Annotated in this window: 13 protein-coding genes; 6 read left to right on the plus strand and 7 right to left on the minus strand. The window is 62.9% G+C overall.

Annotation, left to right across the window (positions count from 1 at the left end; translation table 11 throughout):
- Positions 1-266 precede the first annotated feature (266 nt).
- The 4 genes from KBC96_00320 to KBC96_00335 are packed head-to-tail and all read left to right on the plus strand — an operon-like array spanning position 267 to position 4,042.
- A complete protein-coding gene (locus tag KBC96_00320; protein MBP6962831.1) occupies positions 267-812 on the plus strand; it encodes a D-lyxose/D-mannose family sugar isomerase in 546 nt (181 codons plus the stop codon).
- On the plus strand, positions 809-1,900 hold the full coding sequence (locus tag KBC96_00325) for a hypothetical protein (protein ID MBP6962832.1): 1,092 nt from the start codon (positions 809-811) through the stop codon (positions 1,898-1,900). Before KBC96_00320 ends, KBC96_00325 begins: the two co-directional genes overlap by 4 nt.
- Positions 1,901-1,935: 35 nt before the next feature.
- Positions 1,936-2,604: a GNAT family N-acetyltransferase gene (locus KBC96_00330; GenBank protein ID MBP6962833.1), complete on the plus strand. Its 669-nt coding sequence runs from the start codon at positions 1,936-1,938 to the stop codon at positions 2,602-2,604.
- On the plus strand, positions 2,543-4,042 hold the full coding sequence (locus tag KBC96_00335; GenBank protein ID MBP6962834.1) for a PIG-L family deacetylase: 1,500 nt from the start codon (positions 2,543-2,545) through the stop codon (positions 4,040-4,042). Before KBC96_00330 ends, KBC96_00335 begins: the two co-directional genes overlap by 62 nt.
- An 81-nt stretch (positions 4,043-4,123) precedes the next feature.
- Here the strand turns inward: KBC96_00335 and KBC96_00340 are convergent, their stop codons facing one another.
- From KBC96_00340 to KBC96_00350, 3 genes are all read right to left on the minus strand, one after another.
- A complete protein-coding gene (locus KBC96_00340) occupies positions 4,124-4,999 on the minus strand; it encodes a polysaccharide deacetylase family protein (GenBank protein MBP6962835.1) in 876 nt (291 codons plus the stop codon).
- Positions 5,000-5,067: 68 nt separating this feature from the next.
- Positions 5,068-6,483, minus strand: coding sequence for a DUF5009 domain-containing protein (locus KBC96_00345; GenBank protein ID MBP6962836.1), 1,416 nt, complete (start codon positions 6,481-6,483; stop codon positions 5,068-5,070).
- Positions 6,484-6,639: 156 nt separating this feature from the next.
- A complete protein-coding gene (locus KBC96_00350; GenBank protein ID MBP6962837.1) occupies positions 6,640-7,890 on the minus strand; it encodes a hypothetical protein in 1,251 nt (416 codons plus the stop codon).
- Between the two features lie 128 nt (positions 7,891-8,018).
- On the opposite strand from KBC96_00350, the gene KBC96_00355 reads away from it, so the two are divergent.
- Complete coding sequence (locus KBC96_00355) at positions 8,019-8,231, plus strand: KTSC domain-containing protein (protein ID MBP6962838.1); 213 nt, start codon at positions 8,019-8,021, stop codon at positions 8,229-8,231.
- Between the two features lie 61 nt (positions 8,232-8,292).
- Here KBC96_00355 and purQ read toward each other — a convergent pair whose 3' ends face one another.
- Together purQ and KBC96_00365 are read right to left on the minus strand one after the other, a co-directional pair.
- Positions 8,293-9,057, minus strand: coding sequence for a phosphoribosylformylglycinamidine synthase I (gene purQ / locus KBC96_00360; GenBank protein ID MBP6962839.1), 765 nt, complete (start codon positions 9,055-9,057; stop codon positions 8,293-8,295).
- Positions 9,054-11,852: a hypothetical protein gene (locus tag KBC96_00365; GenBank protein ID MBP6962840.1), complete on the minus strand. Its 2,799-nt coding sequence runs from the start codon at positions 11,850-11,852 to the stop codon at positions 9,054-9,056. The genes purQ and KBC96_00365 overlap by 4 nt, the downstream gene beginning before the upstream one ends.
- Before the next feature lie 155 nt (positions 11,853-12,007).
- Here KBC96_00365 and KBC96_00370 point away from each other — a divergent pair, with 155 nt between their 5' ends.
- Positions 12,008-12,910 (plus strand): hypothetical protein, encoded by a 903-nt coding sequence (locus KBC96_00370; protein ID MBP6962841.1) that lies wholly within the window; start codon positions 12,008-12,010, stop codon positions 12,908-12,910.
- A gap of 78 nt (positions 12,911-12,988) precedes the next feature.
- On the opposite strand, the gene KBC96_00375 is transcribed toward KBC96_00370, so the two are convergent.
- Positions 12,989-14,806 (minus strand): hypothetical protein, encoded by a 1,818-nt coding sequence (locus tag KBC96_00375; protein MBP6962842.1) that lies wholly within the window; start codon positions 14,804-14,806, stop codon positions 12,989-12,991.
- 74 nt (positions 14,807-14,880) lie between these two features.
- Positions 14,881-16,011 carry an anaerobic sulfatase maturase gene (locus KBC96_00380; GenBank protein MBP6962843.1) on the minus strand — a complete coding sequence of 377 codons (1,131 nt, stop codon included), beginning with the start codon at positions 16,009-16,011 and terminating at the stop codon, positions 14,881-14,883.
- Between the last annotated feature and the right edge of the window lie 192 nt (positions 16,012-16,203).

The following is a 16,203-nucleotide window of genomic DNA, read 5'->3' on the forward strand; positions in this document are numbered from 1 at the left end:
GCGGCTTCGGCAACACTGAGGCCGTGGCCGAATCTGGGGGGCGTCTTGCGCGGATCCTGCCCTGGAGCCCGAGTTCGAACTGTCCCACACGCGACTCCTACGTTCATTCTATCCGCACACGCCCGAACTGTCAATCAAACTGGGCAAAACAGGTATTTTTACCAGGCCCGACGCCCGCGCCGGAGGTTTGACAGGCGGTTCGGGCTTTGCTAAGATGCGCTTGCGGAAACACCGAAACATCGGACAGAAATGTGGGGGGCGAACCGATGATAGCTAGAGAACAGGCTGAGAAGGCACGCGCGCGGACGAAGGAGTACCTCGACAGCGCAGGCATCGTTTTGCGCCCGGACGAGGCCGAGAGCATTGAGATAGCCGACTTCGGCCTGGCCGATCTCGAAAACACGGGCCTGGAGATAGTCGTCTACGTGAACACCGACCGAGTCTGCGCCAAGGAACTCGTGATGTTCCCCCGCCAGACGTGCCCGGAGCACCGGCACCCGACGGTGGCCGGAGAGCCTGGCAAGGAGGAGACCTTTCGCTGCCGCTGGGGCACGGTGTACCTCTACCTGCCGGGGCCCGCAACATCCAATCCCTCAGCAACGCCGCCGGCGGGGCGGGAAGAATGGTACACGGTTCGCCGTGAGGTCGTCCTGAACCCGGGCGACCAGTACACCCTCCCACCCGACACGCTCCACTGGTTTCAGGCCGGCCCGGACGGCGCGGTTGTATCGGAGTTCTCGACTCGCAGCAGAGACGAGGCCGATATCTTCACTGACCCCGAGATTCAGCGCGCGCCAGAGATAGCTGAGTGACGGCAACATCGAACATGAACCACGCATGCCTCGCATTGATCGCTCTTGTCTGCGGGATTGTCGGGGCGGTAGCACTCTCCGCCGCTCCAAAGGACCTCAAGGGACCCGTCGAGGAGGGCATCTGGATTCGCCCGTCGAACGAGCAGCCTGCCGAGCCGATCATCGGCTTCAAGGACGGCATCCGGATCGGCCTTTGGCCGACAGGCGGCCCGCGGGGGCTGATCCGCATCTTCACGCCCTATGTATTCCCGGCCGGACAGCGCAGCCTGATCAACTTCATCGCCGTCGAGCCGATAGTCTCCGGAGGGCGCGGCTACTCCGAGATGGAGAGAAGCGCGCTCGACGGCGTCCAGGGCAAGCGTTTCTGGTTCGCCGACGATCTCAGCAGACCACCGGCTCCCGCACAGCCCTGGGAGACTGTTCGAGGCAAGCTTGGGCGGTTCAGGGCCGAGGGCAAGGAGATCGAGACTCTCAGCATCGTGGTGGACATGGAGAAGCTCGACAACGGCGCGCATCCCAGGGTAATGGTGACCTTCCGCGCCGATCGTCCGAATGAGATCGGCCTGCGGGTCTACTCGGCGAAAGACGGCGAACCGATGGAATCGTGCGTCCTGACAGCGACTATGGGCAACTATTCCCGCGCGCGGAAACTCTGGCTCAGGGACGAGATCGTGGAGAGCAACAGGGTGTGGCCCGACTACGAGGGCCACGACTTCCTCGGCCACGACCAGTACCGCAGCGACAGACTGCTCAGACTGACGGACGGAAGCCTGATCGCGGCCGTCACGCCAAACGAGAGCGACCTCGCGGCGGTGGAGGTGTCGCCCGGGTGGTGGGCCTTCAAGGGCAAGGTTGCGACTCAATACTGGAGGAAGTACCCAGGCGACGCCCAGCCCGATCTCCGCGTGAACGTAAACGGGCGCGCGAGGTATTACGGCACGAACACGCTTATCCCCGGCGGGGTGTCGTTCGAGAACTTCGAACTCATCGAGAGCTTCAAGCCGGGACTCGAGACCTGGTTCGGGGTGACCCTCAAGACCCCCAACGAGCTCGGATGGAAGACCGAGGCCAGGCACCGGCCCCAGTAGGCGAATAGACCTCTGAGACCAACGGGAGAGCAGACATGACCGTGCCGATGGAAGATCAGGCGGTCCCACCGGTCGAGTACCGACATGCTGCCCAAGGGGACCTGATCGCGGCCGCGGAGGTCTTCCTTTCCGCGTTTCCCCAGAGCGTGCAGCACTACGTCGGGCATGAGATCGGACCAGCGGTGGTCGCCGATGTACTGGCCATCGCCCTCGACTGCGAACCAGGCGGGTTCTTTGTAGCCGTCTTGAACGGTCGCGTGTCGGGGTACATATTCGCGCCGGCTGATTTTCCTGGCCTTGCCCGGACGGCCGTCCGGCACTGGCATCTTGCACGAATGTTCGCGCGCTGGAGCAGCGGACGGTACGGAATCGGCCTCAGGCCGGTGCGCTTGGCCGTCTGGAACTGGCTGCACCTGTGGCGCGATTCGCGAGACCCGACACTGCGAAGCGACGCGCGAATACTCTCCGTAGCCGTGGCCCCGGATGCCCAGGGCCGCGGGATAGGATCGGAACTCTTTCGGCTTGGTCTGGAGTATCTTGAGTCTCGAGGAGCCGCTCTGGTGAGGCTCGAGGTGCGGCCCGACAATCCCGCGGCCATACACGTTTACGAGAAACACGGATTCAAGGTCAAGGGGCGAACCAATGACACCCAAGGCGAATGGCTCATCATGGTCAGGGTTCACCAGAGCGGTCGCCGCGCGTAAGACGCTGTTCATCGGCGGACTCGCAGTCCTGCTCGCCATCGCCGTATTCGGCCGGAGCCACACAATCCGTCGTGCGCTCCATCGGCTCAACTTGCGAACATACACCCATTACAACGCCATGGCAAGACCGCAGGCGGGAGAGAAGATGCTCGTGTTCGCCCCGCACCCCGATGACGAGACGCTCGGGTGCGGAGGTTTGATCCAGCAGGCGGTGCAGGCCGGATCGAGTGTGAAGGTCGTCCTGATGACCAACGGGGAGTACCCCGAGATTGACGTGGTGTTGTTCGAGGAGACCGTCAGGTTCAGCAAGGCCGCTTTCGTTCGCCTCGGGGAGATGCGTAAGGAGGAAAGCCTGCGGGCGCTGAGCTGCCTGGGCCTGAGCCCCGACGACGTGACATTCCTGGGATACCCCAACTTCTACCTGAGCGATATGTGGCTTCCTGCTCACTGGCAGCCGCAGAATCCGATCCGGTCCGTTCGCACCCGGAGCACTCAGTCGCCGTATCCCGACTCAATGACGAAGAACACCGTCTACTGCGGTCAGTCCGCTCTTCGAGACGTGGAGACCGTCCTGCTCAGAGAGAAACCGAACGCCGTATTCACTCTGCATCCCAACGACGTTCACCCCGACCATTGGCCAACATACGCGCTCGTGCGCTATGCCTTGGAGGAATTGTCGGCCAGAGGCGACACATTCGCCAAACACGTCAGGCTCTACACTTATCTCATTCACAGAGACTCTTGGCCGACGCCGCGGGGATTTCGTCCCGGATCGCCTCTGGAGCCGCCGTTCTCCCTGACGCTGGACGGTCAGACGGACTGGCGTGAACTTCCTCTCTCCGCGGAACAGACCGCGCTCAAGCACAAGGCGACGGGGATGTACCGGACCCAGGCGGGAACGATAGACCCTCTGCTGAGATCGTTTGCCCGGACCAATGAGTTGTTCGGAGTCGTGCCGATCCTGACCTGGGAGAACGGGTCAGTCGTACCAAGCACGACGGTCATCGTGGATCCGCAGTCGGACCTCGTATCGAACACTGAGTACAAGCACGGCGACATCTCGCGCGTGTCGCTGGGAAGAAACGGTGACAGGATGACTGTAGAGGTCGCGACTCGCGGCACGGCCGCCGCGACTACCGGCTATCACCTTTCTATTCACGCCGGAAGAGCGGATGAGTCCGACCGCGTCATCGCCGAGTACGACTGGCAGGGATCCGTAGCCAGTGGGCTCCTGTGCTCAGACGGAGATCTGAGGGTTATCAGTCCCGCCCAACTAACCGCCGATCTTTCCCAGAGCAGAAGCACGATCGAAGCGCCGTGGCCGATGAAGGACCGCAAGCAGACATTCTTCATGATACGCGCATGGACGACCAGAGGGAAGCACGTCACCGACCAGACCGCGACCGCGACCTACCGGATAGCTGCTCTTGGACGTTGAGACCGATCCGGGTCTTCATCCCTTCCACGAACTGCGGCCGGGCCGAAATCAGACTCCCAGTGGCCCCAAGCTCGCGCTGACTCAGTAGCCCCGCGGGGAATGCAGACCCTCGTACATCTCGTCCGCGGTCTGGAACTTGAAACCCCGCTCCTGAAGCGACTCGATGATCTGGGGCAGAACGTCCACCGTCTGCTGCACACCGTCGTGGAGCAGTATTATGCCGCCATCGCTGACTCGATTCAATACTCGCTGATCGATCAACTTCTCTCCAGGGCTTGCGTAGTCGCCAGGGTCATCGGTCCACAGCACCGTGATCAGACCCGCGTCCGCGGCGGCCGTGATCACGTCGGAGTCATAGTCGCCGCCCGGGGGTCTGCAGTACTTCATATCCTTCCGGATCACCGACTTCACTGCGGCGTTGCAGGCCTTCCACTCCAGTGCAATCTCGTCCAGAGGAACGCGATTCAGGTTGACGTGATGGTAAGTGTGGTTGGCCACAAGGTTGCCGTCGGCATCTTCCGCGCGCACCATATCCGGATACTGCTCCACCATCTTCCCGATGACGAAGAACGTCGCCCTGACCTTGTACTTCTTGAGAATGGCGAGCAGCTTCGGTGTATACTCAGGGTGCGGTCCGTCGTCGAATGTAAGCGCAACGGCTTTGATCCTCGGATTACCGCGGAGCAGAGTGGCGTAGAGCTCGCCCTTCCTGAGTTCTCGCGCGTTCTGTGCCTTCAACTCCTCCGGCGACTTGTAGTATTCCTTCTGAGCGCGCGCCCAGAACTTCTCGACGCGGGCCGAGTTGTCAGGAGTTACGCCTGCCATCATGCGCTGCGCATTCGTCTCCGCACCGGCTCTTGCCGCAGTGATCTTGCGGTACAGCCGCCCCCCTGATGTGTAGGCAAGCATCAATACTATGACGGCTGCCGCCGCCACCAGGAATGTAATCTTCTTCAATGTAATGCTCCTCGTTCGATAAGCGAGAGAGGTGGGAGCATCGGTCTCCCGCACCCGTGCTCTCCCATCTAGGTCCGCCAGAACACCTTCAGCCGGGTAAACACGCTCACGACGATCGCCAGCACGATCGTCAGCAGCACACCGTAGACAGCGCCGAGCCACGGGGTGTTCAGGATGCCCGTGAGCCACTTGGCGAGGCCCGTGAGCGCGAAGACCGAGAGGATGAAGTTACCCTCGCCCGCATAGGCGATCATCGGGTTCTGGCCGTTGTCTATCAGGAGTTGGAGCGCCCGCCTCCTTCGGAAGGCGTCCGTGATGACGGTGAAGCCGATCAGCAGAAAGACCGCCAGCCCACTCGTGACGAAGTAGTAGCTCATCGTCGCGCTGTCCTTCTTGATGCCTCCCTCGTACGGCTCAAGAACCAGCCCGAGAACGAGCCAGTAGACGCCCCATCCGAAGAGGTCTCTCATCAGCGTCTCAGTCGAGTTGTTGGGCTTCCGAAGCAACGCGAATCCGAGCACGCACATGACGGCGTCGGCGGACACCGTCTGCCACGTCAGACGCGCAAACAGGCCGACGACAGTCGTCGCGAGCAGACCCAGCATCAGCCCGACGATGCCGATCAGCCGGACCGTCGTCCAGGGCTTGTCTTTCTTCCTCTCCGGGGATGCCATCCACTGCAAAATCATGTCGCCGGCAACCGTCCCGGGGATGACGATCAACAGGTACTTGAGGAAACTCCAAGCGAAGGCCCAGGGGAGCGGCGAGGCGTTGTACCAGCCGGTCCATGAGCCGTCCACGCCCGCCGAGAGCCTGAAGGCGACCAAAACACCCATCACGCCGAGACGCAGTGGAAGGTTCTTCCTCGTCGCTAGCCAGACGAACGAACCGAACACCGCAACTACTGCCAGGACTCGGATGATTATGTCGCTCCGCTCGAGCGAGAAGCCGGTCCCATCAGGGTAGCGGATTAGCCACATAAGCGCGATGGCTCCGCCCCAACCCGCGAGCCTTATACCCCAGCGGGCCCACCACTTCCACCCACTCGGCAGCCGCGTCAGCACAGGAAAGAGCAGAGCGAATCCCAGCAGTGCCAGCAGCCAGGTCCGCGCCGTAGGATTCGGGTTCAAGGTATAGGGACGGACGTGCTCGATGTAGACAGCGAACCCCATCAGCAGCGCGCCCCTAACGAGGACCTGCTTGATCACACCCCAGAGCGACTCGCCCTTCTCGACGCGCCGGGAGAGCGCGAGCGGGATCGCCGCGCCCATTGCGAACAGAAAGAAGGGGAACACCAGGTCTACCCACGTTATTCCGGGCAGGTTCGGGTTGAAGACGTGGTCGGGCGGGGGTACCTGTGCGTGGTACATCCACCTCGGCAGGACGCCGAACGGGATGACCCCGGACAGCACCATGGTAAGTATCGCAAACCCTCGAAGGGCGTCGAGTGCGTATGCGCGCTTGTCGGCAGATTGTGCGGGCATGGTGTACCTCCGGCATGAAAGGATGGAGTGACTGCAACCCCAGTTTCGACACTCTACCGATCCAATACTACGTTTCCTGCTACCTATCCTGTTGCCGAATCGCCGCCGAGGTCACGACAGACCCGGCATCCGAACCCAAGTCGCTCCCGTCCCGGGCTACTCCTCCACATTCAGCCCCATCTCGACCTTGCCCTTGGAGTTGTTCTCGATGTTCATCCCGCCTCGGAAGCGGCTGCCCATGATGACCGTCGCCTTCGACTCCGTGCCGAGGACGATGTGCTTCTTCGCCTCCATGAAGTCGCAGCCGTTCACCGTCAGGCCGTTCCCGTTAGCCATGATCGCCGGGCTCCCCTTCCCCGCCTGGTCCCACGAGGCGAAGTGGCACTGGTTGAAGAAGACGTGGCCGCTGCCCCTGATGTCCGCCTGAGTGGTCGTGGTCGGGATCGCCCAGAATCCGCAGTTCGAGAACTTCACAGGACCGGTGTTCGTCTCCTTGACCTCGATGCCGGCCATGAACTGGCAGTTGGTGAACACGACACCCGCGTGGCCCTGGGTGTTCTCGACCAGAACGGCGGTCGGGCCGATGTCCGCGCCGGCGGTGTTGATGATCACGTTCCCCGGGCCGTGTCCGAAGTCGCCGAACTGGAAGCCGACCTTGTACCAGATGGCGAAGCAGTTGTTCACGTACTCCCAGTCGGTGCGCCCGAAGATGAACGCGGTCGCCTGCCTTTCGAGGAACGCCTGCATCTCCGAGTCGGCCTTCCAGAACGGCCAGAGGTGGACGTCCTCGATGCGCCCGATGTCGTAGCACTGATCGACGAAGATGCCCTTGTGGAGCGGATGAGCCCAGACCTCGCGGATGAAGTGCCGCCCGCAGGGATGGGTGCCGAAGTCTATCGCCATCCAGGGGTTCACGAGCAGGCATTCCCTTACCGCGCAGTCGTCGCCCTGGCCTCGGATGCACCAGGGATACGGCACGATCTTCGCCTTGTCCTGCTCCGGGTAGAAGATGGTCAGCCCCTTGAGCGTCGAGTTCGTGTGCAGGAAGATGAACGGCGTGCCGTCCGGGTTGCCCTTGCCCTCGACCGCGAGCAGCGTGCTGCCCTTCATCTGCGCGCCTGTGGGAGGAGCGGTGAAGACGCCCTGGAGCGTGACGTGCTCGGGGATGCTGAGGTGCGTCTTGATCAAGTAGTTTCCGGTCGGGACGAAGACGATCCCGCCGCCGTCCTTCGATGCGGCGTCGAGCGCCTTCTGGACCGCTGATGTGTCGTCGGTCGTTCCGTCACCCTTCGCCCCGAACCTGGTGACGGAGTACGCGCCCTTCTCTCCTACCGGCGGCGTCTCGGCGCTCGCGGGGATGACGGCGATGAGCAGGATCATGAGGATCAGAATAGCATGTTGAGACATGATTGACCTCCGGGAGGTTGGTTTGTGGACAGGATAGTGAGCGCACGGGATTATGTCAATGGGCCGGCTTGCGAGGGAACTGCGAATACGGTTACTATGCGCTGGAATTGATCGGCAGGGAGGCAGTCTTGGAGCGCAAGGCGGTTCGTTCGACTAGTATAATCTCGGTGGGATACGATGCGAAGGCGAAGGTGCTGGAGATCGAGTTCGGAAGCGGTGGCGTCTACCAATACTCAGGCGTCCCCGAGGCCAGGTACAAGAGCCTGATGAAGGCGTCGGCGATCGGAAGCTACTTTCACCGCGACATCAAGCCGTGGTACGCATGCCGGAAGGTTCTCTGAATCGCTGATACGCTGAAGGGATGAAGCGCTGGGAAGAGCTCTCTTTGAGTATTTCAGCGCCTCAGCGATTCAAGTACCTCGCCAGGTTCTTGAAGAGCTCCATGCCGTCGCAGGAGCCGTGCCAGTCGAGGGAGGCGCGCTCGGGATGCGGCATCATGCCGAAGATCAGGCCGGTGGAGTCGCAGATGCCGGTGATCCCGCCGGGAGTGCCGCCGGGGTTCGCCGGGTACTCCTCGGTCGGCTTGCCCTCCTTCGCGTAACAGAGCGCCGCGCGGAACGACTTGCCATCGTCGCGGAACAATCGACCCTCACCATGCGCGACCGGCATGCGGAGGATTCGCCCCTCGAGGCCCTTCGTCCAGATGCTGTCGGCGTCGGTGACGACGAGTTCGACCCAGCGGCTCTCGAAACGCGCGGATCGGTTCTGCAGCAATGCGGCGGTCCGATGGCCGACGGTCCGGTCGGGAAGCAGCCCGGCCTCGACGATGATCTGGAATCCGTTGCATATCCCGAGGATCGGCTTGCCGGTTTCGACGAGTTCGTTGAGCTGGTCGGTCAGGCGCGCAGTGAGATGCACTCCGAAGACGCGGCCCGCGCCGAGGTGGTCGCCCCACGAGAATCCGCCGGGCACAATCATCGCCTGGTAGTCGGTAAGCTTGTCCTCGGCCTGGAGAACGGTCTCGAGGTTGACGATCTTCGCATCGAGGCCGGCGGCCTCGACCGCGAACGCCGCTTCCTCGTGGCAGTTGATGCCCGGCCCGTACAAGACGGCAACGACCGGTTTCCCATTTCGAATTTCGGACTTCGTGCTTCGAATTTCGTTCACCCTACTACCTCCGCGAAGGGCTTCTCCCAGACCTTGATGAGATCGGCGATCGGTTCACGGAAGACCTCTCGGCCTCCATCGGTGATCGCCAAGTCGGGCGATTCGGTCACGCGCCCGATCTCGATCCACGGCAGACCGCCGAAGAGTTGGAACGGATCGGCGGATGCGTCTAATTCGAGCAGGAGCGCCCCGACCGCCTCGGTGAAGAGCATCCCGGCCGCCTTGCTCTCGACCTCGACGCCCAATCCTCCGCCCATCGAGGCCTCGAACAGGCGGAGGAGCACCCCACCCTCTGCAATCGCCGATGCGGAACGGATCGGGTTGTCGTTCCAGTAGATCTGATGCAGCTTCTTGTAGAGTACGACGAGGTCCTTCGCCCACTCCTGTCCCCAGTCGGAGAGCTTGTCGCCGCGCTCGCCGTAAGCATCGAGGTAGACCGAGCCGCCGAGCCGCTCCGGGTCGAGCTTCCCGAGGACGATCAGCCGGTTCCCCGCCTGCTTGAACTCCTTGGTGACCGCCTTGCGCACATCCGGCATCCGGCAGAGCGTCGAAACGACGAGCGTGTTCGGCACGTCGATCAGCTCGCCGGTGTCCGACTTGAATGTGCCGGAGCTGGAATCCTTGCCCGAGATGAACGGCGTGCCGAAGATCATCGAGAGATCGGCGATCGTCTCGACCATCTCCTTCAGCTCCCAGGCGGTCTCCGGGCGGATCTTCGGCGTGTAGAAGTTGTCGCACAGGGCGATGTCGTCGAGGCTGACTCCGACCGCGACCGCCTTCGCGATGGCTTCGACCGTCGAGAGCCGGGCCATCCCCGCGGGATCTATCTCCGCGTAGAACGGATTGAACGCAAGCGTGGTGGCGACTCCGTAGGGCTTCCCTCGGAGCGGTGCGCTCAGAAAAACGTTGGTCGGCATCCGGCCGTTCTTCCCGCCGTACGGGCCGATGACCGTGCGCCCCTGGACCGTCGAGTCGAACCGAGTTCCCGCACGGGACTGATCGCAGCAGTGGAAGTGAGAGAGCACATTCTCGACGGCCTCTCGCCACTCAACACTGGTCTGCGGACCAATGTGACGGATGGGACTGATGGGACGGATAGGACGTTTGATCTCGATCGGGTCGATCGGGCATTCCCGCCAGAGGAAGTACATGTCAATGTCGGCGACGAGCTGGTCGCCGTGGACCGCCGTGAGCTTGTGCGTATCGGTGAACTCGCCGATGACCGCGTATTCGATGCTGTATCGCCGCAGGATCTCCAGCGCCTGTTCGAGCTTCTCGGGCGGGATGGCGGCGGCCATCCGCTCCTGCGACTCTGAGAGGAGGATCTCCCAAGGCGCAAGGCTCTCGTCCTTCAGCGGAACCGTCGCGAGGTCGAGCCGTACGCCGCACTTCGAGCCCATCTCACCGGCCGCGCAGGAGATTCCCCCCGCACCGAGGTCGGTCAGCGAGCGGAGGCAATCGGCATCGCGAAGCTCGGGGACGGCGGTCATGAACTTCCGCTCGGTAATCGGGTGGCCGATCTGCACTGCGGCGGCTTCCTTGTGGATCGTCTCGCCGGTCATCTCGGCTGAGGAGGCAGTCGCGCCGTGGATTCCGTCTCGTCCCGTGCGGCCTCCGAAGAGCACGAGCTTATCGCCGGGACGCGGGTCGTCCTTGAGCGCGTACTTCTCGGGGATGATGCCGAGAGTATGCCCGAGCGCCAGGCACTTCGGGTAGCCGGGATGCATGCGGTAGATCGGGTGCATCATCGGGATGCCCATCGGGTTGCAGTAGGCGCCGGTCGCGCGGATCGATTCGAGCAGGATCACGCGCGGATGGAGCGCCCCGCCGGGAACGTCACTCGCCGGGATGCGCGGGTCCATCGTGCCCATGATCGTCGAGCCGCCAATGGGGTATCCGCCGCACCCGAAGCCGATCGCGTCGCGGATGACGCCGCCGTGCTTGGTGGCGACTCCCCCAAATGTGGCGATCGAGGAGGGAAAGTTGTGAGTCTCGCCCTTGATCAGGATGACCTCGCCGTCGTAGAACTTCATCCCGCCGGCGTTGTCCTTGAAGACCGACACGACCGCCGGGTGATTGATCTTCGCCGTCGCCGCCTGGAGTTTCTCCAGGAGCTTCAGACTGCGCCACGTCGTGTGATAGCAGTGATCCGACCAGCTCTGGACGGTGATCTCGATTTCGGCGTCGGTGAGCGGGCGGCCGATCTTCTGCTCGTATGCCTGGAGCGCCTTCATCTGGCTGAGCGGGGCGTACCAGGAGCCGTCGGCGCTCAGCTTCATCAGTTGATCGTCGGAGAGGCCGGCGAGCGAAACCCGCTTCACCGGATCGGGCGTGCCGTGCGGGCGGAGGGAGTCCCAGGGATGCTCGCTCTCGATTAGGGTCTGGACGATGGGATTGAAAAGGTTCTCTTTCGTAATGCGCTTCGCCTCGTCGGGTGACGCGCCGATGAACTGGTAGCGCTGACTGAGCCGCGCCCATTCGAGGCCTTCGACGCGGAGAGCGTTCGCGCCGTCGAAGATCGAGGGGGTCTCGGGGTCGGTCACCGCGCGCTGGTATCCGATCTCGACGATCGGGCCGTCGGATGGGTCGAGCGCGGACTTGCGGGAACCGGTCTGGTAAATCGGGTTCACTAGGAGGGGAAGCAGACTGTCGATGTCCATATCCCCTTCGAGGCGGATGACCCGCTCGATCCGCACATCAGCGACGTGATAGCCGAGTTCCCTGAGCTGTTTCGAGAGGCTCTCGGCCTCGGGGTCCTGCTTGAACTGAACGTAAAGGTTTGCCAGCGCCATCATGCATCCTCCGGCCTCATTCTATCGGAAATGCGCGTTTGCATGCAAGGCGTGCGCACTGCTGATTCCGGAAGGAGGAATGCGCGTGGCCGTGCAACCTTCTGCTTGTGCGCGGAGTCTATATCAAGAGAACGATTTCCCACAAGGAGGCAGCAATCATGAAGTACCTCGCTCTAATACTGATCGCAGCCATATCCGCGATGCCGGCGCTCGCCGGGGATGCGAACTCCTCGACGACGGCCGCCCCCGAAAAGCCGGCGCTCGTCGGTTTCTCCGTCAACGATGAGAAGGCCAGCGCCGCGACCGACCAAGTCGTGAAGCAGTCCGGCGCGAGAATCCTGATGGAAAAGACCGCCGACGTGAAGATCACCGCATCCGTGAGCGACGTTTCCGTCGAGGAGGCGCTCAGCGTCATCTGCAAGGCAGGCGAACTGGAGTGGCGGAGGATATACATCCCGGCTGACAGCACGCTGTTGAAGAACCCTGACACTCTGGCCGCAACCCTGCGCCTGATGGAGGGCCTCCGTTTCCCGGAGATGATTATCGAGAAGACCTCTACCCGCGAGCAGTTGGTTCACGCCTCGAACAGGCGGGCGGTGGATGCGATCCCGACATCGCTGCGCAAGGACATGGGGATGGTCGCGTTCTACGTCGTTACGAACGACAGGGCCGCGAAGCGCGCGAAGGAAAAGGCGGACTCGACGATCGAGAAGTACAGCCAACTCCAGAAGGAGTCAATGGAAATGTTCATGAAGATGACCCCGGAGGAGCGGGAGCAGGCGCTTGCGGCGGGCATGGTGATGATGCAGCAGATGGACCCGAGCTTCATGCTGGAAGCGACCAAGGCAATGATGAAGATGGGGCCCGAGATGATGAACCAGATCCAGGAACAGCAGATGAAGGGCTTCATGAGCATGCCGCCCGAGGATCGGCGGGCGATGATGCGTGTTCAGATGAACTTTCAGAAGAACATCCCACCCGAGATGATGCAGATGCTCCAAGAGGACGCCATAGCGGTGATGAAGGAACTCCGCATGGAGGCGGGCCAGCCGCCGCAGTAGGGACGGGAGTCCTGGACGCAGCAAGTCGAGCATGCTGCCGGAGAGCAGTCGGCTCCGGCAGCATCTCCATGGTACATGCTACCTCATAAGCTTGACGACGACCGCCTCGCGCTCCGCCCGACGGGCTTCCATGAGCGCCAGGCGGTCGTCGTCGTTCAGCCCCTGGGAGAGGCGCACCGGGTGGGAGACCAGCCTCGTTCCGCCTGCGGAGATGCTGATCTCCGGGTACTCGGCACTGCCCCCGCCTCTCCCCTGCCCGAAGGGGCCGGCACCCTGACGCATTGCGATAACGATCGAGGCGCTCGAGGCCTGCTCGGGCGTGACCGTGTCGCGCGGCAGGGAGTCTATCCACTGCTGATAATCCCCAGCTGCGCCGCTGTTCAGATCGGACACCCGGAATCCGCCTTCGGGCATCGGAGTCTCTTTCAGCGCGGCCCAGAGCCTGAGCGCGGCGGTCGGTTGCTGGAAGGCCGCGCTCGCCCCGGGCATATTCCGGAATCCGGGCCAAGCCGCCTGGTCCGAGGGAAGCCGCGAAAGCTCGAGCAGATTGGCCAGTCCGATTCGCCCGTCCCGCTCGATGTCGCGCCAGCAACGCTCGACCAGATCGGCCGGCGGAGGAGTGATCATCGGCCTCGCATACCACCGCGCAAGGCGGAATCGCAGGGTGGATTCGTCCGCCTGCACCGCGTAGTCTTCGTCCCGCGAGAGCTGCTCGACGAGCTTTCCGAGCGGCACCCCGGACACCAGGGGATACTGACGGTCGCGTTCGACGGCGTCGGCGATCACATCCATTCCTGACTGCTCGGCGATCGCTTCGATGATGTCGCCCGCGTTCAGCCAGAGGCGCGTCGCGGGGATCCTGGGACTGATCGATAGTTCCGAGTGGACGGACGGCGGCACGGCGGATTCATGCACCCAGCCCGCAACGGCGGCGAGGTCGTCGTAGCGCATCTGCCGGGACGGCCACTGCATGGTGACCGGGTCTCCGTTCGGCGGTGCGACGCTGATAGTGAGACGCGACACTCCGATGTCGCTGACCTCGTTGCCACTAACGTACAGCGTACTGGACATCATACCGGAAGGGTCCACGGGGGCAGGCGGCGCGGGCGACGATTCCGACCGCCATCTCATGCCGCCCTGCCTCATGGCGTTGACCCACTCGCACGCGGCGGTCTGCGCATCTGCCGGGAGATTCGAGAAGGCGACGGCGGCGGGAGGTCCTCCGCCGAATGCGCCGGCAAGTCGCTCCTCGCCGAGGGCGGAGAGCAGGTTTCGGGCGGCTGCGCTGTTCGGGCCGAACAGCGACTGATACGCGGCGCTGTTTGTCCAGGCGAGATTCTTGATCCTCTCATCCTCGGGAGAAGACGACAGGTACTTGCGGAGGAAATCGAGCAGCATCTCGTCGGCGCGGCGCTTGTCATCGCGGAGGCGGACGCTTCGGGTGCGGGCGCGGTCGGCGGACTCCATGAACTCGTATCGAGGGCCTCCCGAATGGGGGACCGCCCGCCAGGAATACCCGTACACCCTGGACAGCTCGCTCATCACGTCTCGGATCGGGCGGGATCGGAAGAAGACCGCAGGCGTCTCCACGCCGATTTTCGGCTCCACATCGAGCCTGACGCCGACAGCGTCCGAGATGCGCGCGAGCAGGTCGCCGAGTGGAAGTGTTGCGCTGGCGACTCTAATCCTGCGGTCGAGCCTTCTGTCGCCGAGAGCCTCGGACGGGAGGTTCGGAACGGGCTCCTCGAAAGGCGAGTAGGGCCTGAGGGCGGCTCGCTCATCCGCACCGTGAGCGGGATCGCCGGAAAAGACCAGGAAGGCAGCGGCGAAGAGGAGCCCGATCGCCAACGCGGCTGCGTGAGCGCGGGCGAAGCGCCGGACTACGGCAGGGATCATGAAGCGTACCTCCTTGTGCTGTCGGCGGGTCCTGTCCCGCAGTAGTTTAGACGCGGCTCCCCGGCTGTTTGTTGTCAGGCTGGCTGATCGGCGGCAGATTGGGAGCGAATCTCGTCGAGGGTGCTGCGCGCATGCCCGAATAGCTGCTTGTACGACTTGCAGAAGTAGGTCTGTTCGGGCGAGGCGCATCCGATGAGCAGGCGGTGCTTGAGGCACCCGCCGTGGCACCATCCGACCCACTCGCAATCCCGGCACTCCTGGGAATACCTCTGCTTCTCATCGCCGAACTCCCGGATCTTGTCGGAACGGAACGCCTCCTCGAGGGTCGTCTCGTGGACGTTGCCGAGCTTCCACTTCGGCAGCACGAAGAAGTCACACGGGAAGACGTCGCCGGTGTGCTCGACGACGACGTACATTCCGCACCTCGGGCCCCAGATGCATGTGTTCGGCCGTTGGCCCTGGAAGAGCATCATCAGGTCGTCGAAGTCGCGGATCGAGATGTCCATCGAGCTATCGAGCCAGAGGTCGAACAGCCGGCAGAGGAAGTCGCCGTACTCCTCGGGCGTGATCGAGAAGAACGCGGGCTTGCCGCCCGGCCCCGGCTCGACGCAGGGCACGAACTGGAAGTACTTCACCCCGGTCTTGAGCAGGAACTCGTAGACGCGGTCGGGCTCCTTGACGTTCTTCTCGTTCAGCAGCGTGAGGATGTTCACCTCGACGCCGACATCGAGCATCATCTCGAGGTTGCGCAGGATGCGGGCGTGGGTCGGCGACTTGTTCTCGTCGCGGCGGTAGTGGTCGTGGATGCCGGACGGGCCGTCGAGGCTCAGGCCGACCAGGAAGTTGTACTCTTTTAGGAACTCGGCCCACTTGCGGTCTATCAGCGTGCCGTTGGTCTGCAGCGCGTTCGAGACGATCTGACCTTCATGCAGATACTCGCCCTGAAGTTGGGCGGCCCGCCTGAAGAAGTCGAGGCCCATGAGCGTCGGCTCGCCGCCCTGCCACGAGAACATCGCAAGCGAGCGCCCGGCGTCCATCGCCTGCGAGATGGTTAGATCGAGAGTCTCGTCGGTCATGCGGTGGACCTTGGCTTCCGGGAACATGCCCGACTTCTGCCGGTAGAAACAGTACGTGCACCGGAGGTTGCAGTCCGGGCCGGCGGGCTTGATCAGAAGGGATATGGTGGACGGTACTAGTGACGACATGATTGGTCCATGATACGTTGCGGAGCATGGCGTGGTCAAGCACAGGCCGTAGGAGGGATTCTGCGTCGGTGAATGACGAGGCTAATCCCACCGTCGGAGTAAGCGATCCCAAGGGATCGCAAGACTCCTCCTACGTGGCGCTCGGGTTGCCACCCGGAAAACCCCTACTACGTGTGCTTGTCAAACCCCAGC

The organism is Armatimonadota bacterium, assembly GCA_017993055.1.
In the GTDB taxonomy this organism is placed as follows: Bacteria; Armatimonadota; UBA5829; order DTJY01; family DTJY01; genus JAGONM01.

What these genes read in the sequence shown, in the direction of transcription:
- KBC96_00320 (MBP6962831.1), top strand. Translation starts at nt 267, where the DNA reads ATGATAGCTAGAGAACAGGCTGAGAAGGCACGCGCGCGGACGAAGGAG.
- KBC96_00330 (MBP6962833.1), top strand. Translation starts at nt 1,936, where the DNA reads ATGACCGTGCCGATGGAAGATCAGGCGGTCCCACCGGTCGAGTACCGA.
- KBC96_00335 (MBP6962834.1), top strand. Translation starts at nt 2,543, where the DNA reads ATGACACCCAAGGCGAATGGCTCATCATGGTCAGGGTTCACCAGAGCG.
- KBC96_00345 (MBP6962836.1), bottom strand. Translation starts at nt 6,483, where the DNA reads ATGCCCGCACAATCTGCCGACAAGCGCGCATACGCACTCGACGCCCTT.
- KBC96_00350 (MBP6962837.1), bottom strand. Translation starts at nt 7,890, where the DNA reads ATGTCTCAACATGCTATTCTGATCCTCATGATCCTGCTCATCGCCGTC.
- KBC96_00365 (MBP6962840.1), bottom strand. Translation starts at nt 11,852, where the DNA reads ATGATGGCGCTGGCAAACCTTTACGTTCAGTTCAAGCAGGACCCCGAG.
- KBC96_00370 (MBP6962841.1), top strand. Translation starts at nt 12,008, where the DNA reads ATGAAGTACCTCGCTCTAATACTGATCGCAGCCATATCCGCGATGCCG.
- KBC96_00375 (MBP6962842.1), bottom strand. Translation starts at nt 14,806, where the DNA reads ATGATCCCTGCCGTAGTCCGGCGCTTCGCCCGCGCTCACGCAGCCGCG.
- KBC96_00380 (MBP6962843.1), bottom strand. Translation starts at nt 16,011, where the DNA reads ATGTCGTCACTAGTACCGTCCACCATATCCCTTCTGATCAAGCCCGCC.